General features: G+C 63.6%; 26 protein-coding genes. 14 read left to right on the top strand and 12 right to left on the bottom strand.

Annotated elements, in window-relative coordinates; all coding sequences use genetic code 11:
* Positions 1–95: 95 nt before the first annotated feature.
* The 7 genes from smc to ACGYK4_RS12605 all read right to left on the bottom strand — a co-directional run bounded on the left by smc (position 96) and on the right by ACGYK4_RS12605 (position 6,792).
* On the bottom strand, positions 96–3,551 hold the full coding sequence (smc, locus tag ACGYK4_RS12635; RefSeq protein WP_394456810.1) for a chromosome segregation protein SMC: 3,456 nt from the start codon (positions 3,549–3,551) through the stop codon (positions 96–98).
* A gap of 228 nt (positions 3,552–3,779) precedes the next feature.
* A complete protein-coding gene (locus ACGYK4_RS12630) occupies positions 3,780–4,070 on the bottom strand; it encodes a hypothetical protein (protein ID WP_209216521.1) in 291 nt (96 codons plus the stop codon).
* A gap of 95 nt (positions 4,071–4,165) precedes the next feature.
* Positions 4,166–4,726 (bottom strand): F0F1 ATP synthase subunit B, encoded by a 561-nt coding sequence (locus tag ACGYK4_RS12625; RefSeq protein WP_394429762.1) that lies wholly within the window; start codon positions 4,724–4,726, stop codon positions 4,166–4,168.
* 15 nt (positions 4,727–4,741) lie between these two features.
* Positions 4,742–5,299 carry a F0F1 ATP synthase subunit B' gene (locus ACGYK4_RS12620; RefSeq protein ID WP_394429362.1) on the bottom strand — a complete coding sequence of 186 codons (558 nt, stop codon included), beginning with the start codon at positions 5,297–5,299 and terminating at the stop codon, positions 4,742–4,744.
* Between the two features lie 90 nt (positions 5,300–5,389).
* Positions 5,390–5,614 carry a F0F1 ATP synthase subunit C gene (locus tag ACGYK4_RS12615; protein ID WP_007118046.1) on the bottom strand — a complete coding sequence of 75 codons (225 nt, stop codon included), beginning with the start codon at positions 5,612–5,614 and terminating at the stop codon, positions 5,390–5,392.
* A gap of 64 nt (positions 5,615–5,678) precedes the next feature.
* The gene (locus ACGYK4_RS12610; RefSeq protein ID WP_067260637.1) at positions 5,679–6,440 is read right to left on the bottom strand and encodes a F0F1 ATP synthase subunit A; all 762 of its coding nucleotides are present in this window, start codon (positions 6,438–6,440) and stop codon (positions 5,679–5,681) included.
* 1 nt (position 6,441) lies between these two features.
* Positions 6,442–6,792, bottom strand: coding sequence for an AtpZ/AtpI family protein (locus ACGYK4_RS12605; RefSeq protein WP_067260640.1), 351 nt, complete (start codon positions 6,790–6,792; stop codon positions 6,442–6,444).
* Between the two features lie 240 nt (positions 6,793–7,032).
* On the opposite strand from ACGYK4_RS12605, the gene ACGYK4_RS12600 reads away from it, so the two are divergent.
* Complete coding sequence (locus ACGYK4_RS12600) at positions 7,033–7,389, top strand: helix-turn-helix transcriptional regulator (RefSeq protein WP_271690001.1); 357 nt, start codon at positions 7,033–7,035, stop codon at positions 7,387–7,389.
* Between the two features lie 233 nt (positions 7,390–7,622).
* On the opposite strand, the gene ACGYK4_RS12595 is transcribed toward ACGYK4_RS12600, so the two are convergent.
* Together ACGYK4_RS12595 and ACGYK4_RS12590 are read right to left on the bottom strand one after the other, a co-directional pair.
* Positions 7,623–8,525, bottom strand: coding sequence for a DMT family transporter (locus ACGYK4_RS12595; RefSeq protein ID WP_394456808.1), 903 nt, complete (start codon positions 8,523–8,525; stop codon positions 7,623–7,625).
* On the bottom strand, positions 8,513–9,400 hold the full coding sequence (locus ACGYK4_RS12590) for a LysR family transcriptional regulator (RefSeq protein ID WP_394429366.1): 888 nt from the start codon (positions 9,398–9,400) through the stop codon (positions 8,513–8,515). Before ACGYK4_RS12590 ends, ACGYK4_RS12595 begins: the two co-directional genes overlap by 13 nt.
* 126 nt (positions 9,401–9,526) lie before the next feature.
* Between ACGYK4_RS12590 and ACGYK4_RS12585 the strand changes: the two genes are divergently transcribed.
* The 12 genes from ACGYK4_RS12585 to rpmE all read left to right on the top strand — a co-directional run bounded on the left by ACGYK4_RS12585 (position 9,527) and on the right by rpmE (position 16,667).
* The gene (locus ACGYK4_RS12585; protein ID WP_394456806.1) at positions 9,527–10,111 is read left to right on the top strand and encodes an FMN-dependent NADH-azoreductase; all 585 of its coding nucleotides are present in this window, start codon (positions 9,527–9,529) and stop codon (positions 10,109–10,111) included.
* A 269-nt stretch (positions 10,112–10,380) separates the two neighbouring features.
* A complete protein-coding gene (gene ffh / locus ACGYK4_RS12580) occupies positions 10,381–11,901 on the top strand; it encodes a signal recognition particle protein (protein WP_394412320.1) in 1,521 nt (506 codons plus the stop codon).
* Positions 11,898–12,206, top strand: coding sequence for a chorismate mutase (locus tag ACGYK4_RS12575; protein ID WP_067262239.1), 309 nt, complete (start codon positions 11,898–11,900; stop codon positions 12,204–12,206). Before ffh ends, ACGYK4_RS12575 begins: the two co-directional genes overlap by 4 nt.
* A 43-nt stretch (positions 12,207–12,249) precedes the next feature.
* On the top strand, positions 12,250–12,636 hold the full coding sequence (rpsP, locus tag ACGYK4_RS12570) for a 30S ribosomal protein S16 (RefSeq protein WP_067262240.1): 387 nt from the start codon (positions 12,250–12,252) through the stop codon (positions 12,634–12,636).
* Between the two features lie 16 nt (positions 12,637–12,652).
* Positions 12,653–13,282 carry a 5,6-dimethylbenzimidazole synthase gene (gene bluB, locus ACGYK4_RS12565; RefSeq protein ID WP_394456804.1) on the top strand — a complete coding sequence of 210 codons (630 nt, stop codon included), beginning with the start codon at positions 12,653–12,655 and terminating at the stop codon, positions 13,280–13,282.
* Entirely contained in the window at positions 13,282–13,431 is a 150-nt protein-coding gene (locus ACGYK4_RS12560; protein ID WP_169306052.1) for a hypothetical protein, read from the top strand. Before bluB ends, ACGYK4_RS12560 begins: the two co-directional genes overlap by 1 nt.
* The gene (gene rimM / locus ACGYK4_RS12555; RefSeq protein ID WP_271688341.1) at positions 13,428–13,955 is read left to right on the top strand and encodes a ribosome maturation factor RimM; all 528 of its coding nucleotides are present in this window, start codon (positions 13,428–13,430) and stop codon (positions 13,953–13,955) included. The genes ACGYK4_RS12560 and rimM overlap by 4 nt, the downstream gene beginning before the upstream one ends.
* A 15-nt stretch (positions 13,956–13,970) precedes the next feature.
* The gene (locus ACGYK4_RS12550; RefSeq protein WP_394429373.1) at positions 13,971–14,762 is read left to right on the top strand and encodes a hypothetical protein; all 792 of its coding nucleotides are present in this window, start codon (positions 13,971–13,973) and stop codon (positions 14,760–14,762) included.
* Positions 14,759–15,547: a tRNA (guanosine(37)-N1)-methyltransferase TrmD gene (gene trmD, locus ACGYK4_RS12545; protein WP_394429375.1), complete on the top strand. Its 789-nt coding sequence runs from the start codon at positions 14,759–14,761 to the stop codon at positions 15,545–15,547. Before ACGYK4_RS12550 ends, trmD begins: the two co-directional genes overlap by 4 nt.
* Positions 15,548–15,616: 69 nt before the next feature.
* Positions 15,617–15,778 (top strand): DUF1328 family protein, encoded by a 162-nt coding sequence (locus ACGYK4_RS12540; protein ID WP_394386066.1) that lies wholly within the window; start codon positions 15,617–15,619, stop codon positions 15,776–15,778.
* Positions 15,779–16,050: 272 nt separating this feature from the next.
* Positions 16,051–16,434 carry a 50S ribosomal protein L19 gene (gene rplS, locus ACGYK4_RS12535; RefSeq protein WP_067262249.1) on the top strand — a complete coding sequence of 128 codons (384 nt, stop codon included), beginning with the start codon at positions 16,051–16,053 and terminating at the stop codon, positions 16,432–16,434.
* 11 nt (positions 16,435–16,445) lie between these two features.
* On the top strand, positions 16,446–16,667 hold the full coding sequence (gene rpmE / locus ACGYK4_RS12530) for a 50S ribosomal protein L31 (RefSeq protein WP_067262252.1): 222 nt from the start codon (positions 16,446–16,448) through the stop codon (positions 16,665–16,667).
* A gap of 185 nt (positions 16,668–16,852) precedes the next feature.
* Here rpmE and ACGYK4_RS12525 read toward each other — a convergent pair whose 3' ends face one another.
* Positions 16,853–17,527, bottom strand: a complete 675-nt coding sequence (locus ACGYK4_RS12525; RefSeq protein WP_394386068.1) for a hypothetical protein — start codon at positions 17,525–17,527, stop codon at positions 16,853–16,855.
* Between the two features lie 233 nt (positions 17,528–17,760).
* Here ACGYK4_RS12525 and ACGYK4_RS12520 point away from each other — a divergent pair, with 233 nt between their 5' ends.
* Complete coding sequence (locus ACGYK4_RS12520) at positions 17,761–18,570, top strand: division plane positioning ATPase MipZ (protein ID WP_394386070.1); 810 nt, start codon at positions 17,761–17,763, stop codon at positions 18,568–18,570.
* Positions 18,571–18,572: 2 nt separating this feature from the next.
* Here ACGYK4_RS12520 and ACGYK4_RS12515 read toward each other — a convergent pair whose 3' ends face one another.
* On the bottom strand, positions 18,573–19,457 hold the full coding sequence (locus ACGYK4_RS12515; protein WP_394456802.1) for a DMT family transporter: 885 nt from the start codon (positions 19,455–19,457) through the stop codon (positions 18,573–18,575).
* Between the two features lie 26 nt (positions 19,458–19,483).
* Positions 19,484–19,933 carry a MarR family winged helix-turn-helix transcriptional regulator gene (locus ACGYK4_RS12510; RefSeq protein ID WP_394412303.1) on the bottom strand — a complete coding sequence of 150 codons (450 nt, stop codon included), beginning with the start codon at positions 19,931–19,933 and terminating at the stop codon, positions 19,484–19,486.
* Positions 19,934–19,959 lie beyond the last annotated feature (26 nt).

Here is a 19,959-nt window from a genome sequence, read left to right as displayed (position 1 = left end):
GGCTTACACCACCTGACCAACGGCTACGAAAGCCCGCGGCAAACTGATGCGCACCCGCTTTAAGGGCCGGTCCAAGTCACCGGCGTCTCCCACCTTCACGCGACCAGCGTTTCCGCCTTTTTCAAATCGACAGAAACCAATTGGCTCACCCCCTGCTCCGCCATGGTGACGCCAAAGAGCCGGTCCATCCGGGCCATCGTCACCGCATGGTGCGTGATGATCAGGAAGCGCGTGTCGGTCTGACGGCACATCTCATCCAGCAGATCGCAGAACCTGGTCACATTTGCGTCATCAAGCGGCGCGTCGACCTCATCCAGCACACAGATCGGCGCCGGATTGGCGAGGAAGACGGCAAAGATCAGCGCCATCGCGGTCAAGGTTTGCTCCCCGCCCGACAGCAGGCTGAGGGTACTCAGCTTCTTGCCCGGCGGCTGGCACATGATCTCCAACCCGGCTTCCAATGGATCATCGCTTTCGACCATCACAAGGTTCGCCTCACCGCCGCCGAAGAGATGGGTGAACAGCATCGAGAAATTCGCGTTCACCTGATCAAAGGCCGTCAACAGCCGCTCCCGCCCCTCGCGGTTGAGACCCGCAATGCCGCTGCGCAGGGTCTTGATCGCTTCTTCCAGATCGGCCTTCTCGGTCAGCAGCGCTTCGTGCTCTTCACGTATCTCTTTCGCATCATCCTCGGCGCGCAGGTTCACCGCGCCCAAGGAATCCCGCTGCCGCTTGTACCTGTTCACGTCCTCTTCAAGCGTTTCCACCGGCGGAACCTGATCCGTTTCGACATCGAGCGCATCGCGCAGCGCCTCAGGCGTGCTTTGCCGTTCGTCCTGAATGCGCTCTGCCGCATGGGTCACCGTTTCACGGGCGGCATCGCTGCGGGCCTCGGCCCGGGCGCGGGCCTCCCGCGCGTCCGATGCCTGCCGCTCCGCGTCGCGCTCGGCATCCGTCGCGGCTTTCAAGGCGGCCTCCGCGGCGGCCAGCGTTTCCGTAGCATGGGCGCGGCGGGCTTCGGCAGAGGTGATCGCGCCCAACAGGTCTTCCCGCTTCGCCGCGATCTCCGCCGGAACGGCGCTCGCCTCGGCCAATTCGGCCTCCGACGCGGTCTTCCGCTCGACCAATTCAGCGCTGCGCTTGCCCGCCGTTTCCAAGCGGTTCCGCCAGCCGCTGACCTCTTTCGCGACCTCTTGCAGCCGCCGTCTGCGCGCCTCGCCCTCGCGGCGCAATTCGTCATGGGCCGAGCGGCGCGACATCATGGTGATCCGCGACGCCTCGACCGTCATGCGGACATCCTCGACCGTCGCACGGGCGGCGGAGAGGTCATCCAAGCCCGCCAGCGTGCGCTCGGCGTCCATCACCTCGGCCCGCGCGGTGATCGCGGCTTCCTCATGGCGTTTCACGGCTAGGCCGAGGGATTCCAACCGGCTTTGGGCGAGGTTGCGATCCGCCTCTGCCCGGCTCAGGGCGCGGCCCGCCTCGGCGACCTGCCTGTCGGCATCGCGCCGCGCCTCGCGGGCCCGTTTGTCAGCCTCGGCCTGTTCGGCCAATTGCTGCTGGAGGGTCTCATGCGCAGCCCGCGCGGCATCGGCACGGGTGCTCGCCTGTTCCAACGTCTGTTTAAGGACTTCCAACCGGTTCAACTGCTCCAAGCGCAGCGCGGCGGCCGAGGGCGCATCTTCGGCCATGGCGCGGAAACCGTCCCACCGCCAGAGATCGCCTTCCTTCGACACCAAGCGCTGCCCCGGCTGCAACTGCGCCTGAAGCTCCGCGCCCGCGTCGGCGTTAACGAGCCCGACTTGGGCCATTCGGCGCTCTAGCACCTGCGGCACGGTGACATGCTGGGTGAGCGGGGTCACCCCGGCGGGCAGTGGCTGCGGCGCGGGGTAGCTCGGCAAATGTGCCCAGCCTGAGGGGCGATCGGCCTCTACCTCAGGCGCGCGCAGGTCATCGGCCAAGGCTGCGCCGAGCGCTTTCTCAAAGCCCTGTTCCACTTGCAGCCGGTCGAGAATCTGCCCGCCTTCGGCACTGTCACGCTCTACCAATTTCGCCAGCGCGCCAACCTCGGCGCGCAGGGCCTTGGCCTCGCCCTCCGCCTCAGAGCGCTCCGCGCGGGCCTCAGCCTCGCGCGATTGCGTGTCGGCGCGGGTCTCTTCGGCAGCCAAAAGGGCGGCATCCGCCGCCGCCGAGGCGGTGAGGGCAGCGGCTTCGGCCTTCTCAGCCGCCGCGAAATCTAGGCCGGCCTTGTCGAGGGTCGCTTGGCTTTGCGCCACCGCATCGCGGGCCTTGCGAGCCTCGGCCTCCGACTTTTCCAACGTCTTGCGGCTGTCCTGAAGCAAGCGTTCCGCCGAACTGTGGCGCGCCGCCAACCGGGCTACGTCTTCGGTCTGCTGCGAAAGATCGGCCTCGCGGGTTTGCAAGACTTCGGCTGCCTCGCGCGCGGCCTGTTCCGCCGCCTCAACCGCGCTGTCGTGACCCTTATCCGCTTTGGTGAGGTCTTCCGCTTCCTCTTCGAGGCGCGCGATCGTTTCTTCCGCGTCGCGGTTCAGCCCGCCTTCGCGTTCGATATCGCGGGTCAGCTGGGCAATGCGTCCGGTCAGGGTCTCGATCAACGAGGCCGCCCGCGCCTCTTCCTCGGTCAGGGTGTCGCGCTGCGTGGTCAAACGTTGCAGGATCGCAGTCGCAATCGCCTCTTCCTCGCGCAGGGATGGCAAGGCGGCCTCTGCCTCCTCCCGCCCTTCGGCCACGCGGCGAACCTGCGCTTCGGCCTCCGCCGTGGCGGCGACGCGAGCACGCAATTCCCCCTCGGCCTTCGCACGCGCCTCATCGGCTTCGCGCCAGCGGCGATACAGCAACAAGCCCTCGGCATGGCGCAATGCTTCGCCAATCTCACGATACCGCGCCGCCTGCCGGGCTTGCCGGGCCAGCGTGGCCAATTGCGCGGCCAGTTGTTCGACAACATCGTCTACGCGGGCGAGGTTCTGCTCGGCCCCGTTGAGTTTCAACTCGGCCTCATGGCGACGCTGATACAGGCCCGAGATGCCAGCGGCCTCTTCCAAAATGCGACGGCGGCTTTTTGGCTTGGCGTTAATCAACTCGGCAATCTGCCCCTGCCGTACCAAAGCGGGGCTATGCGCCCCGGTTGAGGCATCGGCGAAAAGCATTTGCACATCGCGCGCGCGCACATCCTTGCCGTTCACCTTATAGGCACTGCCCACGTCGCGGGTGATCCGGCGGACGATTTCAAGCGCGTCTTGCTCGTTAAACCCCGCAGGCGCCAACCGGTCGCTGTTGTCGAGGTGCAGCGCCACTTCGGCGAAGTTGCGTGCGGGCCGGGAGGAGGCACCGGCGAAGATCACATCTTCCATGCCGCCGCCGCGCATGGCGGTCGGGCGGTTTTCGCCCATCACCCACCGCAGCGCTTCGAGCAGGTTGGATTTGCCACAGCCATTCGGCCCCACGACCCCGGTCAACCCGTCGGAAATGACGAGGTCGGTCGGGTCCACAAAGCTTTTGAAGCCGGTTAATCTGAGTTTGGAAAAGCGCAAGTTAGCCCTGCCGTGATTGATTCTCGCCTGAGCGGCGAACTTGCCGTTTGGCATGGGTCCGAGTCAATCAAAAGCCCCAAGGGAGAGGGGGCGGTCGGCGGTTATCCACAAGATATTGTCTTGATCGGCGAGTTTGCCCTATCGGGCACGCGGTTGGATCGGGTCGATAGCACGCTTCGCCCATTCCGCGCCCCTCGCCCCATGCGATGCCGCAATACAAAGCCCGGGCTAATCACAATCCAACACCCCAAGCGCCAGCGCCTGATCGCCCAGAACCTCCTTCACCTCACAGCCGCTAACCAGTGCCATCGCGCGCCCGGCCCGCGCGCGGATGGGGCCAAAGCGCGGTGCGTATTGGGTGTTTACCCGCACCGCCTCTGCCCGCTCCCCTCGAACGCGGACATCGAACACCGACCCCTCCACGGTGATCCGCTGCGCCGGCAGCCCCCGGAACTCCCGACTGGGCGCCGTACAGGCCGCGAGGCCAATCAACATTGCAATGATAACGAGCAACCGCATGGTTCAACCCTGCCCCGGCAGAGTTAACAAAAGCCTAACGCAAAAGAAAAAGCCCCGACGAGGCCGGGGCTTTCAAAAATCTATAAGGCGCTGGCTTAGTGCAGCTTGGCTTCGACTTGAGCGATGCCATCGTCGATCAGCTTGTTGCCCTGTGCGGCGGTCATCTGCTTGGCGATCACGTCGCGCGCGGCGGCCACGGCGATGGTAACGGCGTGGTCGCGGACTTCCTTCACAGCGGCGGCCTCGGCCGAGCTGATCTGGTCTTTCGCGGCGGCCATGCGACGCTCAAGCGACTTGGCCATATCCGCCCGTGCCTGTTCGGCGGCGAGACGGGCGTCTTCCTTGGCGGAAGACACGATGCGGTCCGCTTGGTCCTGCACCTCTTTCTGCTTGCGCTCGTAAGAGGCCAACAGAGTTTGCGCTTCTTCACGCAGGGCGCGGGCTTCTTCCAGCTCGGTCTTGATGCCGTCGGCGCGTTTGTCGAGCATGCCGATCAACAGCGTCGGCACCTTGAAATAGATCAGGATCCCGAGGAACAGCAAGAAGGCCAGCAACACGATGAAATCGGTGTTGCGCAGCGAAAAGAAAGGCCCCGTGGCGGCAAGCGCCGGCGAAGCCGCAAGACCGGCGAGCAGGGTCGAAAGTGTCAGGCGCATGGATTTGGTCATGGCTTATCCTTTCATCCGCGCATCGACGGCGGCATCAACAGTTGCAGCATCCGCCGAGCCACCAAGGGCGGCGACGAGCGCTTCTGCGGTGTCCTTGGCAACGGTTTGTACGTTGTCCATGGCGCCCGCGCGAATTTCGGCGATGGCTTTTTCCGATTCCGCCACTTGCGCGGCAATCTCGGCATCGGCCTTGGCCATTTCGGCATCCAGATCAGCCTGCATGTCCGCTTTTGCTTGGGCCACGATCTGCTGTGCCTCGGCACGGGCGTCGATCAGGGCCTTGTCATAGGCGGCTTCGGCTTCCTGCGCCTTGACCTTGAGGTCTTCGGCAGCCGCGATGTCATTGGTGATGGTCCCTTGGCGCTCGGCCAGAACCGCACCGATACGAGGCAGAGCCACGCGCGACAGGATCAGGTAGGTGGCGATCAGCGCCAGGATCAGCCAGAAAATCTGGTTGCCCCAGTGATCGAAGTTCAGCTGCGGCATGCCCGGCGTTTCGGCAGCATGGGTCGCAATGCCGGTCGCGTCGGCCAGCCCGTCGCTGGTTGTTACAGTTGCCATCGTGGCTTCTCCTTGGAAACTTTGCCGTTACAGCCGGGCAGACACGGCGATGCGCGCCTGCCCGCTCGTAAGGATTACAGTTCCGAGAGCTTAGACAGCGAACATCAGCAGCAGAGCGACGAGGAACGAGAAGATCCCCAGAGCTTCTGCAAACGCGATGCCGATGAACAGGGTCGCTGTCTGGCTTGCGGCTGCCGAGGGGTTGCGCAGCGCGCCGGACAGGAAGTTGGCGGCAACGTTGCCGACACCCAGGGCTGCGATGCCTGTGCCGAGACCTGCGATGCCTGCGCCGATATGTGCGAGTTGACCTTCCATTGGGGTATCTCCTTACGATTGGAAGTTAAAACTTTGACGGGAAACCCCGCCGTTGTTGGGGTTGTTAGTGTGCGGGGTGCAGCGCGTCCTTGAGGTACACGCATGTCAGGATGGTGAAGACATAGGCCTGAATGAAGGCCACCAGTACTTCGAGACCGTACATCGCGGTGATCGCGACGACCGAAACGGGCGAGATGACGGCGATGGCGGCGAAACCGGCGAAAACCTTGATCACCGCGTGGCCCGCCATGACGTTACCCGCCAAACGAATGGAGTGGCTGACCGGGCGCACGAAGTAGCTGATCAGTTCGATGATCGCCAGCACGGGGCGCAGGGCCAGAGGCGCCGAGGACACCCAGAAGAGGCTCAGGAACGCCGCGCCGTTCTTGACGAAGCCGACGACGGTCACGGTGATGAACACCGCCAGCGCCAGCACCACGGTCACCGAGAAATGCGCGGTGGGGGTGAAGGCTGTCGGGATCAGGCCGAGGAAGTTGGCCATGACGATGAACATGAACAGGGTCATGATATAGGGGAAGAACTTCAGCCCCTCTTTGCCGCAGATGTCTTCGACCATCTTGTGGATGAAGCCGTAAGCCAGCTCAGCGACCGATTGCATGCGGCCGGGAACGACCGAGCGGCGCGCGCTGCCCAGAACGAGCATCGCGAAAGTGGCCAGAACCGCCAGCGCCATCCAGAAGGTCGCGTTGGTGATGGTGTACCAAGCAACGGAAGCATCGTCGCCAAAGAGCGGCGATACGATGAACTGGTCCATCGGGTGGAATTCCAGACCGCCTGTTTCAGCGCCGTGTGTCTCTGTTGCCATCTCAGGCTCCCTCGTCCTTGCCCGAATGGGGCGTATCCTGTTCGGCCGGTTCGGCCTGTTGTTTACCCTGGATTTCCTCAGCAGTGCGGAGCATCGTCTTCACCCCCGCCGCAAGGCCCAGCATTACAAATAGCACCATGAAGATGGGCAGCGTGCCAAAGAGCACATCCAGCCCGTATCCGATGCCGAAACCGATCCCAAGACCGGCCACAAGTTCGATCACCATCCGCCATGCCATATTGGCCTGAGAATAATGCTCATCCGCTCGGGGCTTGGGTGCGCCGCGTTCTTTCGCAGCCGCCAGTCTGGCCTCAAGCTGCTCCATCTGCTGCCGTTGGTCCGGGCTGGTCACACCAAAATCCCCTTAGGAATATCTGATGCGGTGCTACTGTCAGGGCGGGTTAGAGTCAACAACCTTGGCCGCCGCGGGTTTTCACGAGTTTACAAGGGCTTACGGGAGGCGGAGGCAACCCACACTTGAAACGGGCCCGGCAAATCCCATGGAAATCGCGCCGAAGGGTTATTCAACTCAGCGGTTAAGTTAGCCGCAATGCCCGCTTTCGCCTGTGCGCGCCCCGCGCTATTCAGACGTATGACCCAAGACCTCGATCAGGTGTTCGCCGCCCTCGCCGACCCCACGCGTCGCGCCATCCTCGCCATGCTGTTGGAGGATGATATGGCCGTGACCGATGTCGCCGAGCCCTTCGAGATGTCGCTGGCCGCGATCTCGAAGCATTTAGGCGTGCTGACAGCGGCGGGGCTGATCAGTCAGGAAAAGCGGGGGCGGGTGAAATGGTGCAAACTGGAACCGGATGCGCTGCGCGATGCGTCGGTCTGGATGCAGGGGTTCGGGCAATTCGAGCCGGTGAACCTTGATGCCTTCGAGCGTTTCTTGGAGATCGAACTGCCTGAGGGCGGCGAAGGCGAGATGCGCTCAGGGTCAGAGTAGGTGAAGATTATATAGATAGAGTGATCCCCCCTTGCCACGAGGTAAATAAGACAAGGGGAGGATCAATCGACGGTCAGATGACGCCGAATGCGAAACGCAAAATAGCCAAAACCACGACGATCAACCCGATCAGGTAAATAATACTACGCATGGTGGTGTCCTTCACTGTTAATTCACGCCTCAACGCCGGGCGCCGCGCTTAGGTTCCGCCGATTCCGCAACTTTTTGAATTTTTATGACTTTTCTTCGCCATCCGCGCGCAGCAGCAGCGAAAGCGCGAGGATCGTCAGCAGCACCCCGCCCCAGACCAGCGCCCCCGGCAGGGCATTGCCAAAGCCCAACTCCCACAGGATTACCCAGCTGGGCGTGAGATAGGTATAGGCCATGACCTTGGCCGAAGGCAGCCGCAGCGCCGCAAATTGCAGCAGAACCACCGTGGCCGCCGTGGCGAAGACCGCGACATAGAGGATGGTGATCCAGACCAAGGGGCGCAGGGCGCTCCAATCGGTCGCGCGGAGGTCTTTCCAGCCGTAAAGCCCCAAGAGCACCGTGCCCGCCAACAGGGTGCCAAAGGTGGACATCACCGCGCTTTCGCCACGGTTCAGCCGCCTTACCATGGGGGTATAGAGCGCGTGGCTGATGCAGCCGACGAAATAGATCGCCTCCCCCCGCCCGATGTCGAAGGCCAGAAGCGCCGAAAGGTCGCCGCGAAAGATCACCCAAAGCGCCCCCGCCCCGCCGATGGCCAGCGCCAGCGCCATGCGCGGCGTCATGACCTGCCGCATCAGCAGCCAGGCGAACCCCGCCGTCATCACCGGCACGAGGGTAAAGACCGCCGCCGCAGCCACCGGGGGCGCGGTCTTCAACCCTTCAAACATCAAAACGAAGTAGAGCGTGAACAGCCCCGCCAGCACGAAGTAGCGCCAAGGTGCTGCCAAGCCCGCCCGACTGATATCGCCCCGCCCCCATGCCAAAGCCCCGACCAAAACCGTCGCCAAGGCGAAACGCACGGCGTTCAGCGCCGTCGGCGTGATCTCATTCGCCACCTGCGCCCCGAGCGAGAATGACCCGGCCACCAGAGCCGAGAAGCAAAGCATCGCCAGATGCCCCTGCGCCGCGGCGCTTATTCGGGACATGCGACCGCCTCCTCGGCATGTTCCTTGAGGAACCGCAGCACCGCCTGCACCTTGCTGGTGCGGTGCAGATCGACATGGGTGACCAGCCACAGCGCACTGCCCCAATCGGGCCGGGGCGCGTGGATCTCGACCAATTGCGGATCATTGCGCCCCATGGCGGCGGGCAGGCCGCCGATCCCGGCCCCGGCCCGCAGCGCCGCCTCCAGCGCCGCACCGTTGGTGCTGCGCCATGTCACGCTTTCCTCCGGCACCGTGGCCCAGAGCCACTTGTGATAGGGCGCGCGGCTGTCGCGGTTGTCGGCGGCGATGAAACGGTGCTTGTGGTAATCCTCCGGCCCCTGCGGGATGCCGTACTGCGCCACATAGTCCCGGCTGGCATAGGCCCCCACCGCCAGCTGCGCATAGGGCTGCACCACATTGTCGGGCTGATCCGGCGCGGCCCCGGCACGGATGGCGACATGCGCCTCGCCATACTCCAGCCGGAACAAGCGGTCTCCGATCAGATAGCGCACCACAAGTTCGGGGTTCTGTCGCTGGAATTCGGTCAGCAAGGGCGCAAGCTGCGGGGCCAGAAAATCAAGCGAAGTGATCACCAACTCCCCCGAAACATCGCTGCCGCGCCCTTTGATCCGCCCCGCCAATTGGCTGAACTGGTCGTCCGTCGCCCGCGCCACCCGCAGCAGGTCCTCCCCCGCTTCGGTGGCCGTGTAGCCGCGCGCATGGCGCTGAAACAGCTTCACGCCGAGCCGCCCCTCCAGCGCGTCGATATGGCGGATCACGGTGGCATGATGCACGCCCAGCACCTCCGCCGCGCCGCTCACGGTGCCAAGCTGGGCGACCTGATAGGCGGTCCTGATTTCATCCCAATTGTCCATTGTTCACCTCGCCTTCCCGACTTGTGCATTTACGAACATGGTCACTCTCATTCTGGCAGTTGCGTTCGCGAGCACAATGGCCAATTCCATGTCATCAAATTTACCCTTGGAACAAGGATCAACACCATGGCCACATTGCGCATTGAAACCTCGGTGAACCGCGAAAACTCCGTCACCCGCCAACTGACGGATCGGATCATCACAACGCTGGGCGACAGCAACGTCGTCACCCGTGACATTGCCAGCGAACCCCTGCCGCTGATCGATTCGACATGGGCCAGCGCCCGGGTGAAACCCGCCGAAGAGCGCACCGAGTTGGATCAAGAAGCCCTCGCTCTCTCCGACGCGCTGGTCGCCGAAGTGCAGGCTGCCGATACGATCGTCATCGGCGCGCCGATCTACAACTTCACCATTCCGGCCTCACTGAAAGCGTGGATTGACCTGATCGCCCGCGTCGGCGTGACCTTCCGCTACACCGAAGACGGCCCCCAAGGGCTGCTGGAGGACAAACGCGTCATCGTCGCCTTTGCGTCGGGCGGGACAGGCATCGATTCCGCCGCCGATTTCGCCAGCGGCTACCTACGCTTCGTGCTGGGCTTTCTGGGCATCACCGATGTGACCTTCGTCGCGGCGGACCAACTGGCCGTGGACGCCGAAGGCACCATCGCCCGCGCTCATGCGCAGATCGACGCGCTGCGCGACGCGGCCTAAGCGCACCGCCCTCTCCTCCAAAACTGCCGCGCCCCCACACCGGGGCGCGGCTTTTGCGTGGCAGCCCTTCGCCAGCCACCCCACGTGGCTTGACTCGCAGCCCCGCAGCGCGTAAACGCCACCCAATCTCCGGAAGCATTGCCTTCCGGTCCCGGCCTGTCGTCGGGATCGCCCCCAGTCAGCGCGTTGCGCCCACTGGGGCGTTTGTGCATTTTCGCGCGCGTCCTTAGATAAGGGCAAGTGCAACCGACCCGAAAGGCCCTGTGCCCATGTTTGAAAATCTTAGCGAACGGCTCTCTGGTGTCTTTGACCGCCTGACCAAACAAGGCGCGCTCAGCGACGAGGACGTCAAGACCGCCCTGCGCGAAGTGCGCGTCGCCCTGTTGGAAGCGGACGTTTCGCTGCCCGTGGCGCGTGAATTCGTCAAGACGGTGCAGGAAAAGGCCACGGGCCAAGCGGTGACTAAATCGGTGACGCCGGGCCAGCAGGTCGTCAAGATTGTCCATGACGCGCTGATTGACGTGCTGAAAGGCGAAGGCGAACCCGGTTCGCTCAAGATCGACAGCCCGCCCGCGCCGATCCTGATGGTCGGCCTGCAGGGCGGCGGTAAGACCACCACCACCGCAAAACTCGCCAAGCGCATGAAAGACCGCGACGGCAAGCGCGTGTTGATGGCCTCACTCGACGTGAACCGCCCCGCCGCGATGGAGCAGTTGGCAATCCTCGGCACGCAGATCGGCGTCGACACGCTGCCGATCGTCAAGGGCGAAAGCCCGGTGCAAATCGCCAAACGCGCCAAAACGCAGGCGGGCTTGGGCGGCTACGACGTCTATATGCTCGACACCGCGGGCCGTCTGTCCATCGACGAAGAGTTGATGAGCCAAGTCGAAGCCGTGCGCGACGTGGCCAATCCACGTGAAACATTGCTGGTTGTCGACGGCCTGACCGGTCAGGATGCCGTGCACACGGCTGAGAACTTTGACGAGCGTATCGGCATCTCCGGCGTCGTGCTGACCCGGATGGACGGCGATGGCCGTGGCGGTGCAGCACTTTCGATGCGCGCCGTGACCGGTAAGCCGATCAAGTTCGTCGGTCTGGGCGAAAAGATGGACGCGCTCGAAACCTTCGAGCCCGAGCGCATCGCGGGCCGCATCCTCGGCATGGGCGACATCGTGGCGCTGGTCGAGAAGGCGCAGGAAACCATCGAGGCCGAACAGGCCGAGAAGATGATGAAGCGCATGGCCAAGGGTCAGTTCAATATGAACGACCTGAAGATGCAGCTTGAACAGATGATCAAGATGGGCGGCATGCAGGGCATGATGGGCATGATGCCCGGCATGGGGAAAATGGCGAAACAGGTCGAAGATGCCGGTTTCGACGACAAGATCCTCAAGCAGCAGATCGCCCTCATCCAATCCATGACCAAGAAAGAGCGCGCCAACCCTGCCCTGCTGCAGGCCAGCCGCAAGAAGCGGATCGCCAAGGGTGCCGGCATGGAGGTCTCTGACCTCAACAAGCTGATGAAGATGCACCGCCAGATGTCCGACATGATGAAGAAGATGGGCAAGATGGGCAAAGGCGGTATGCTCAAGCAGGCCATGAAGGGCATGATGGGCAAGGGCGGCATGCCCGGCGGCATGGACCCCTCCCAGATGGACCCCAAGGCGCTGGAAGCGGCGGCCAAACAAATGGGCGGCAAGCTGCCCGGCGGTCTGGGTGGCATGGGCGGTGGCCTCGGCGGCGGCATGGGCCTGCCCGGGGGCCTCAGCGGTTTCGGGAAGAAGAAATGACCGAGCCCCTCACAGATACCGCCGCCCGCGCCGCCGAGCTGTTGAAAGAGCACCGCGCCTCGATCGACCGGCTCGACGCGATCCTCGTCTATACGCTGGGCGAGCGGTTCAAACACACGCAGGCCGTGGGGAAACTCAAGGCCACGCACGACCTTCCCCCCTCCGATCCGGCCCGCGAAGCGGCCCAGATCGAGCGGCTCGAAGATTTGGCGGAAGCGGCGGACCTCGACCCCGTCTTCGCCAAGAAGTTCTTGAACTTCATCATCGCCGAAGTCATTCGGCACCACAAAACCCACCAAGAATAGGGCGGCCTCCCGTCCCCCCAACCAACCTAAAGGATTAAACACCATGGCAATGAAAATTCGTCTCGCCCGCGGCGGCTCCAAAAAGCGCCCCTTCTACCGCATCGTGGCCGCCGACAGCCGCATGCCGCGCGATGGCCGCTTCATCGAGAAGCTGGGCACCTACAACCCGCTGCTGCCCAAAGACAGCGAAGACCGCGTGAAAATGGACGTTGAAAAGGTTCAGGAATGGATCGCCAAAGGCGCCCAGCCGACCGAGCGCGTCGTTCGCATGCTGGAAGCCGCTGGCATCCGCGAAAAGACCGAGCGTAACAACCCCAAAAAGGGCGCACCGGGCAAGAAAGCCCAAGAGCGCGCGCAGGAGAAAGCCGACAAGGCCGCTGCCGCTGCCGAAGCTGCCAACGCCCCTGCCGAAGAAGCTTCCGCAGAATAAGCTTCGAGCGCCCGGCATGGATACATTCTCTGATGACTTCCGTGCCGGGCTGCACGACCTGATGCGATGGCGGCGCGACGTGCGCCGCTTTCGCACAGACCCGCTGGACGAGGCGCTTGTGCAAAGCTGCCTCGACAGTTTCAACCTCGCCCCCTCTGTGGGCCTGTCGGAACCCTGGCGGATCATCCGCGTTGCCTCCGACACCGCGCGCCAAGCCGCGCTTGAGAATTTCCAATCCGCCAATGCCCGCGCCCTCGCCGGATACGAGGGTGAGAAGGCCGCGCTCTATGCCGGGCTCAAACTCTCGGGGATGAGCGACGCGCCCGAGCAATTGGCGATCTACTGTGATGAGAGCACCGAAAAGGGCAGCGGCCTCGGCGCGGGCACCATGCCCGAGATGCGGCGCTATTCCGTGGTGGGGGCGATCACCCACCTATGGCTCACCGCCCGCGCCCATGGCCTCGGGCTGGGCTGGGTCTCGGTGCTCGACCCCGCGCGGCTGGACCGTGACCTCGCGGTGCCAGAGGACTGGTCGCTGGTGGCCTATCTTTGCATGGGCTGGCCCGAGGAAAACAGCCTGACGCCGGAACTGGAAACCAAGGGTTGGGAGACCCGCGCCCCCCGCCTCAAGGTCGAGACCCGCTAATGAGAAAGCTACTGTTCCTTCTGTCCGTGCTCGTGCTCGGCTTTGTCCTTGGCATCCGCTATGATCGGCAGTTAATGCAGGATGAATGCAAAGCCGGGGCCGGTGAATGGACCGGGACGATCTGCGTGAATTCGGAGTTGTTGCAATGAGTGACCAAGACCTGATCTGCGTCGGTGCCATCGCGGGCGCCTATGGCGTGCGCGGCGAAGTGCGCGTGAAAAGCTACTGCGCCGTGCCCGAAGACATCGAAAACTACCGCCCGCTGAGCACCGAGGACGGCAGCCGCCAGTTCACCCTCGCCTTGCTGCACCCGGTCAAAAACGGCTTTGCCGCGCGCATCGCCGAAATTACCACCAAGGAAGAGGCTGACGATCTGCGCGGTGTCTCGCTCTTTGCCGCGCGGGATCAATTGCCGGGCCTGCCGGATGACGAATTCTACCACGCCGATCTCATCGGGCTTGAGGTCTATGACACCGGCGGCGTGCTGCTGGGGCGCGTTAAAACGGTGCAGAACCACGGGGCGGACGATCTGTTGGAGCTGCAACTTGCAGGTACCTCGGCCACCACCTTCCTGCCCTTCACCAAAGCCGCCGTGCCGACGGTCGATCTCGCCTCGGGCCGGATCATCGCCGACCCGCCTTTGGGCGTGCTGCCCGAGGGCAAGGATGGCTGAGACCGGAGCCGGATGATGCCCCGCCGGATCATCCTGCATCCCGGCTTTCACAAGACCGGGACCAGTTCCGTTCAAGCCACCCTGCGCGCCAACCGCGCCCTGCTGAAACCCCATGTCGCCCTGCGCCTGCGCTGGCAGATGAAAGACCTGCTGCATGCCGCGCGCGGCTATTCCACATGGCGCGACCCGCTCACGCTGCTCAAGGCCGAATACCGCTTCGACGCCCTTCTCGATGCCCTGCCCCGGATGCCGCGCCGGACGCTGGTCCTCTCGGCCGAGGAACTGGCCGGTCACATGCCCGGACGTGGCGATCTGGCCGATTACAGCGCCGCGCCCGAACTGCTAGAGACCTTTACCCGCAGCCTGCGCCGCCGTTTCCCCCGGGCGGAAATCATGGTCTACCTCTCGACCCGCGATCCGGCGGATTGGATCGCTTCGGCCTATTGGGAGCATGTCAAAGCCTCCTCCATGACGCTCGACCTTGCCACTTTCACAGCCCGCTACGCCCCAGCGGCAGATTTGGATGGGGTGGCCGAAACGATTGCCCGGCGTCTGCCCTGCCCTGTGCATCACACGCGGCTGGAGGCCTGCCGCGACCTGCCGCTTGGACCCGCGACGCCACTCTTAGACCTTTGCGCATTGCCGCCTGAGGTCTTGGCGCAGATGACCGTGCCCCCGCCCGAGAACCAGCGCTTGCCTGCGGAACTTTTGCAGGCTCTGCTTGACGCCAACCGCCAACACGCCGATGACCCCGAGGCGCGCCGCCGCGCCAAGACCGCCCTATTGCAACAGGCAGGAACCGCATGAAACCCACCCGCTCTCACGGACGTCAAAGCGCACGCCCCAGCCTCAAACCTCGCGCCCTGATGCAAGACGCGCCCGATTACGCTGATGTCTGGCGGGCCCGGATCGTCACGCTGTTTCCCGATCTCTTCCCCGGTGTGCTGGGCGCCAGCCTGACCGGAAAGGCGCTGCACGAAGGGCGTTGGCAATTGCACACTCATGACCTGCGCGACTTTGGCATCGGCAAGCACCGCAATGTCGATGACACCCCCGCAGGCGGCGGGGCGGGCATGGTCATGCGCGCCGATGTGGTCGGCCCGGCGCTGGCGCGCGCGCAAAGCCACGCCCATGGGCGCTGGCCGATCCTCTACATGTCACCGCGCGGGCGGCGGTTCGATCAGGCCATGGCGCGCGATCTGGCAAGCTGCGCGGGCGTGACAATGCTCTGCGGGCGATTCGAGGGGGTCGACGAGCGGGTGATCGAGCATTTCGGCATCACCGAGGTTAGTCTGGGCGATTTTGTCATGACGGGGGGCGAGTTGGCCGCCCAAGCGATGATCGACGCCACCGTGCGCCTCTTGCCTGGCGTGCTGGGCAATGCCGAGAGCATCGAAGAGGAAAGCCACGCCTCGGGCCTGCTGGAACATCCGCAATATACCCGCCCCGCCGAATGGGAAGGGCGCGAGATTCCGCCCGTTTTGATGTCGGGCAACCACCGCGAGATTGCGAAATGGCGGCAGGCGCAGGCCGAAGAGCTGACCCGCAAACGCCGCCCCGACATGTGGGCCGCGTTCGAGAGTAAGGACTAAGCCGGCGCCCCGATACGGAACCCGCCCCTGCGCGGCGCGTTGATCTCCCATATCGGAGGGAGAATCCAAATGCTTGAATTTATTCTTATTCTGTTGATCGTCGCCGCCGTTGCAGCGCTCTTGGGCTTTGGCCGCGTATCGGGTGCCGCGATGACCGGGGCGAAAGTGCTGATCGGCATCGTTCTGGTGCTGTTTCTGCTCGTTGTCTTGGGCGTGATCGCGCTGGCCTGACGCGACAGCGCGCAGAGGTCTGAAACACAGAGGATCAAGGTGGCCACAGCCCCCTTGATCCTATCGCTTTTGCCCCCTATACCCCGCGCATCCGGAATCGCTTTGGCGGCTCCGGTACTTTGCGTTTTACGCAGAAAACTAAGTAATGACGACGATACCTCCGGCGGGGGGCCTTGATCAGAAACGATCGCGGCGCTGCCCGATAGAACCCGAAGCTCTGGGTCGCGACATAATTTCGTGGAATACCGCGAACATCATAGGAGAATGGTCAGATGAACCTGATCGCAGAGATCGAGGCGGAACAAGTCGCCGAACTGGGGAAAGAGATCCCCGACTTCCGTGCCGGTGATACCGTTCGTGTTGGCTTTAAAGTCACCGAAGGCACCCGCACCCGTGTGCAGAACTACGAAGGCGTCTGCATTTCGCGCAAGAACGGTCACGGCATCGCCGGGTCCTTCACCGTGCGCAAGATTTCCTTTGGCGAAGGCGTGGAGCGTGTGTTCCCGCTGCATTCGACCAACATCGACAGCATCACCGTCGTGCGCCGTGGTCGCGTGCGTCGTGCCAAGCTGTACTACCTGCGCAGCCGTCGCGGCAAATCCGCACGGATCGCCGAAAACGTCCACTACAAGCCGCTTTCCGGCGCGAACGCATAAAGGACTGGTCGATGAAAACCGATACACATCCCGAATACCACATCATCAACGTCAAGATGACCGACGGCACCGTTGTGGAAATGAAATCAACATGGGGCAAAGAAGGCGACCAGCTGTCGCTCGACATCGACCCCTCCGTGCACCCTGCCTGGACCGGCGGCACTGGCCGCATCATGGACACCGGCGGCCGCGTGTCGAAGTTCAAGAACAAATACGCAGGTCTGGGCTTCTAAGCCTTACCGACAGTGCGAAACAAAGGCGCGGCCCCTCGGGGGTCGCGCCTTTTGCGTTTGGGGGATGGGCAGTGGATGGAGCCGGGGCCGGGTGTGTGCGGCAAGCGGTGTGGAGGTATTTTTGAAAGGATGAAGTTAAGGGGCATGCGTGCCGGTGGGTGCCGGCGCGCATGGGGGAAGCCGGGTTAGAGGCGGCGCTCTTGTAGGGCGGCTTGGGCGCCGTAGCCGTGCAGGTGAGAAAGCACCGCGCCATAGGCGATCAGCAGATAGGCGAGCAGTTCTGTGCCCTCTTGGACGGTGGTTTTGATTTGCGGGTCATAGGCGGCACCCATGACGGCCTCCCACAGGGCACCGGTGCCGAAAACCCGCGAAAAGAAGAGCAGCAGCACCACGCCGATATAAACGAAGGTGGCGGAGCGGGTTTGTAGGTGGTGCAGCATGGGCAGCAGCGTGGTGCCGCGATTGCGCCATGCGATGAAGCTGCCCACCGCCAGTGTGACGAGGGCGGGGTAGATCCAGAACCCGTGTTGGATACGGTCGAGCGCGGCGTCATATTCGCGCAGGAACATGCAGGCGAAGAGCGTGGCCGCCAGTGTCAGATATCCCCGCATGCCCACATGTTGATAAGCGCCCATCATGAAAATCCCAGCCGCGATGGCCAGCAGCGTGTTGTGCATATGTTCGGTCAGCGAATCTTCGGTGACGCCATCGCCCAGAACGGCCGTATCGAGGTAGACCGTCACCGGCACCAGCGCCACCAGCAGGCAAACCAGCGCGAATTCCGCGATCACCATGCCCAGAGACGGCAACACGCCGCGGGCTGTTGTCTGTTTCGATGTGGTGGGGTGGTGATCTGGCATGGGGAGGCCTTGCTTGAGCGGTTCGTTGGGGTGCGCGGCGCGCGGTAAGGCGCGGTGTTACACGGCGCCTTAACCGGTGAAAATAGCGCAAATGTGCGCGATGTCCAAACGCGGCAGGGCTGCCACGGTCGGGCTGAACAAGCGGCCTCGCCACTTTCCAAAGGCGTGAACCCTACATATAGTGCGGCTCAACAATATCCTGTCTTGAAGGGCAGGCGCGAAGGGACAGCAGTATGGCGCATATTATCGTCGTCGGTAACGAAAAAGGCGGCGCGGGCAAATCGACCGTTTCCATGCATGTGGCGACGGCCTTGGCGCGGCTTGGCCATAAGGTCAGCGGGCTGGACCTCGACCTGCGGCAACGGACCTTTGGGCGCTATATCGAGAACCGCCGTGAATTCATGCGCGAGTCCGGCCTTACGCTGGCCAGTCCGACGCTTTGCGAATTGCCGGATGTAGAGGCCAGCAGCCTGCGCCCCGGCGAGAACATGTATGACCATCGTCTGAGCGCGGCGGTGGCGGCGCTGGAGCCAGACAATGATTTCATTCTGATCGACTGCCCCGGCTCGCACACGCGCCTCAGTCAGGTGGCCCATTCGCTGGCGGACACATTGATCACGCCGCTGAACGACAGTTTCATCGACTTTGATCTTTTGGCCCATATCGACGCCAATGGCGAAAAGATCACCGGCCCCTCCGTCTATTCCGAGATGGTTTGGAACGCGCGGCAGCTCAGGGCGCAGGCCGGGTTGTCGGCGATCGACTGGATCGTGGTCCGCAACCGTTTGGGGGCGCAGCGCATGGTCAACAAGGAGAAGATGGAGCGCGCGATCAACAACCTCAGCAAGCGGATCGGCTTTCGCACCGCGCCGGGGTTCAATGAGCGGGTGATCTTTCGGGAGCTTTTCCCGCGCGGTCTGACCTTGCTGGACCTCAAGGATATCGGGGTGAAACAGCTCAATATCTCGAACATCGCCGCGCGGCAGGAGTTGCGTGAGCTGATCAAGGCGTTGGAGTTGCCGGGCGTCAGCCCCGACTTTTGATCCTAGTGGCGCGGCAGCGGGGGCACGACCCGGCGGCGGCGCGACAGGGCGATGACGTTCGACAGGAACAGCGCGCCCACCACGATCCCCCCGCCGATCAACGCATAGATCCCGGGGTCTTCGCCCAGCACCGCCCAGACCAGCAGCGGCGCCAACACGGATTCCAACAAAACGAGCAGGCCCACTTCGGCGCTTGAGATATAGCGCGGGCCAAGCGCGATGAGCCCGGCGCTGGCGGCCATGAACGCCGCGTAGAGCAGCATTTGCGGCAGTTCTGCGGTGGGCATGTGCAGCGGCTGCGCCACGGGCAGCAGCACCGCCCCGGCCAGCAGATAGGCAAGTGCCACCGCCGGCACCATCGACACCGCGCGCGCGTGGCGCGCCGCTGTCAGCGCTCCGGCGAAGATGGCCGAGATCGACAAGGCCAGCAGATCGCCCGCGCGCGAGGCATTCTCGGTCTCGCCCGAGCCGAAGGCGATCACGGCCAGCCCGGCAAGCACCGCCGCGATGGTAAAGAACATGCGTCGGCTGATCGGCTCGCCCAGAAAGACCCGGCTATAGATCGCGGCAAAGACCGGCAGCGAGGCGAGGATGAAGACCACATTCGCGACCGAGGTCAGGCGCACGGCCAGCACGAAGCCGACCCCGGCGCAGGCCACGCCGCCGATGTAGATCGCGCTCGCCCATCCGGCGCGGCTGAGGGCGCGGAAGGGGGCGGTGCCTTGGGCCAGCAGCAGGCCCGCGCCGATCGCCATGCCCACGAGGGTCACCTTCCAAAAGGCAAGCGTCAGCATCGGCGCGTCGATGACGCGCACGAAAAGCGCTTCGGGAACGATGCACATCACCCCAAGAAAGGTGAGCAGGAGGCCTTTGGTCTGATCGGTCATGCGCCATCGGTGGCGGTTTCCACGGGTTAAGTAAAGCCCCCCTGTCCCACATCCGACAGCTTGAGCAGCGCCCGCCGCAGCACCGCCGCCTCGGCAGGGTCGAGCGCATCCATCAGCGCGGCATTGTAGCGCTGCGCCACGGCGCGCAGATCGTCATAGGCCGCTTGGCCCTGCCGGGTCAGCGACAGATGCTCTACCCGCCGATCCTCTGGGTCGCGGCTGCGGGTGACGAAGCGGCGCTCGGTCAGGCGGTGCACGGCGCGGCTGATCTTGGTCTTATGCATCCGCGCGCGCTGGCCGATTTCGCTTGCCGTGAGTTGCCCATAGAGGCCAAGGTGGAACAAGACCCGCCATTCGGTGCGCAGCATGCCATAGCGGCTTTTGTAGATCTGCTGAAACTCAAGCGATGACGCCTCCGCCGCTTGGTTCAGCAGGTAGGGCAGGAAATGCTGAAGCTGAAAGTCACCGTCCGCCATGCTGCGCCGCTTGTTAGTTACAAATC

The organism is Sulfitobacter sp. 1A13368 (assembly GCF_043557275.1).
Taxonomy (GTDB): Bacteria; Pseudomonadota; Alphaproteobacteria; order Rhodobacterales; family Rhodobacteraceae; genus Sulfitobacter; species Sulfitobacter faviae.
Note: the sequence above shows the minus strand (reverse complement) of the source record. Positions and strands in the feature narration are given on the sequence as shown.

Bases quoted from the DNA above. Each gene is read 5' to 3' on its own strand.
- ACGYK4_RS12520 (WP_394386070.1), top strand. From the start codon at position 17,761: ATGGCGCATATTATCGTCGTCGGTAACGAAAAAGGCGGCGCGGGCAAA.
- ACGYK4_RS12620 (WP_394429362.1), bottom strand. From the start codon at position 5,299: ATGGCAACTGTAACAACCAGCGACGGGCTGGCCGACGCGACCGGCATT.
- ACGYK4_RS12600 (WP_271690001.1), top strand. From the start codon at position 7,033: ATGACCCAAGACCTCGATCAGGTGTTCGCCGCCCTCGCCGACCCCACG.
- ACGYK4_RS12560 (WP_169306052.1), top strand. From the start codon at position 13,282: ATGAGAAAGCTACTGTTCCTTCTGTCCGTGCTCGTGCTCGGCTTTGTC.
- ACGYK4_RS12595 (WP_394456808.1), bottom strand. From the start codon at position 8,525: ATGTCCCGAATAAGCGCCGCGGCGCAGGGGCATCTGGCGATGCTTTGC.
- ACGYK4_RS12510 (WP_394412303.1), bottom strand. From the start codon at position 19,933: ATGGCGGACGGTGACTTTCAGCTTCAGCATTTCCTGCCCTACCTGCTG.
- ACGYK4_RS12525 (WP_394386068.1), bottom strand. From the start codon at position 17,527: ATGCCAGATCACCACCCCACCACATCGAAACAGACAACAGCCCGCGGC.
- ACGYK4_RS12625 (WP_394429762.1), bottom strand. From the start codon at position 4,726: ATGCGCCTGACACTTTCGACCCTGCTCGCCGGTCTTGCGGCTTCGCCG.
- ACGYK4_RS12585 (WP_394456806.1), top strand. From the start codon at position 9,527: ATGGCCACATTGCGCATTGAAACCTCGGTGAACCGCGAAAACTCCGTC.
- ACGYK4_RS12610 (WP_067260637.1), bottom strand. From the start codon at position 6,440: ATGGCAACAGAGACACACGGCGCTGAAACAGGCGGTCTGGAATTCCAC.
- rimM (WP_271688341.1), top strand. From the start codon at position 13,428: ATGAGTGACCAAGACCTGATCTGCGTCGGTGCCATCGCGGGCGCCTAT.
- ACGYK4_RS12515 (WP_394456802.1), bottom strand. From the start codon at position 19,457: ATGACCGATCAGACCAAAGGCCTCCTGCTCACCTTTCTTGGGGTGATG.
- trmD (WP_394429375.1), top strand. From the start codon at position 14,759: ATGAAACCCACCCGCTCTCACGGACGTCAAAGCGCACGCCCCAGCCTC.
- ACGYK4_RS12615 (WP_007118046.1), bottom strand. From the start codon at position 5,614: ATGGAAGGTCAACTCGCACATATCGGCGCAGGCATCGCAGGTCTCGGC.
- rpsP (WP_067262240.1), top strand. From the start codon at position 12,250: ATGGCAATGAAAATTCGTCTCGCCCGCGGCGGCTCCAAAAAGCGCCCC.
- rpmE (WP_067262252.1), top strand. From the start codon at position 16,446: ATGAAAACCGATACACATCCCGAATACCACATCATCAACGTCAAGATG.
- ACGYK4_RS12630 (WP_209216521.1), bottom strand. From the start codon at position 4,070: ATGCGGTTGCTCGTTATCATTGCAATGTTGATTGGCCTCGCGGCCTGT.
- ACGYK4_RS12590 (WP_394429366.1), bottom strand. From the start codon at position 9,400: ATGGACAATTGGGATGAAATCAGGACCGCCTATCAGGTCGCCCAGCTT.
- ACGYK4_RS12540 (WP_394386066.1), top strand. From the start codon at position 15,617: ATGCTTGAATTTATTCTTATTCTGTTGATCGTCGCCGCCGTTGCAGCG.
- ffh (WP_394412320.1), top strand. From the start codon at position 10,381: ATGTTTGAAAATCTTAGCGAACGGCTCTCTGGTGTCTTTGACCGCCTG.
- bluB (WP_394456804.1), top strand. From the start codon at position 12,653: ATGGATACATTCTCTGATGACTTCCGTGCCGGGCTGCACGACCTGATG.
- ACGYK4_RS12575 (WP_067262239.1), top strand. From the start codon at position 11,898: ATGACCGAGCCCCTCACAGATACCGCCGCCCGCGCCGCCGAGCTGTTG.
- ACGYK4_RS12550 (WP_394429373.1), top strand. From the start codon at position 13,971: ATGCCCCGCCGGATCATCCTGCATCCCGGCTTTCACAAGACCGGGACC.
- rplS (WP_067262249.1), top strand. From the start codon at position 16,051: ATGAACCTGATCGCAGAGATCGAGGCGGAACAAGTCGCCGAACTGGGG.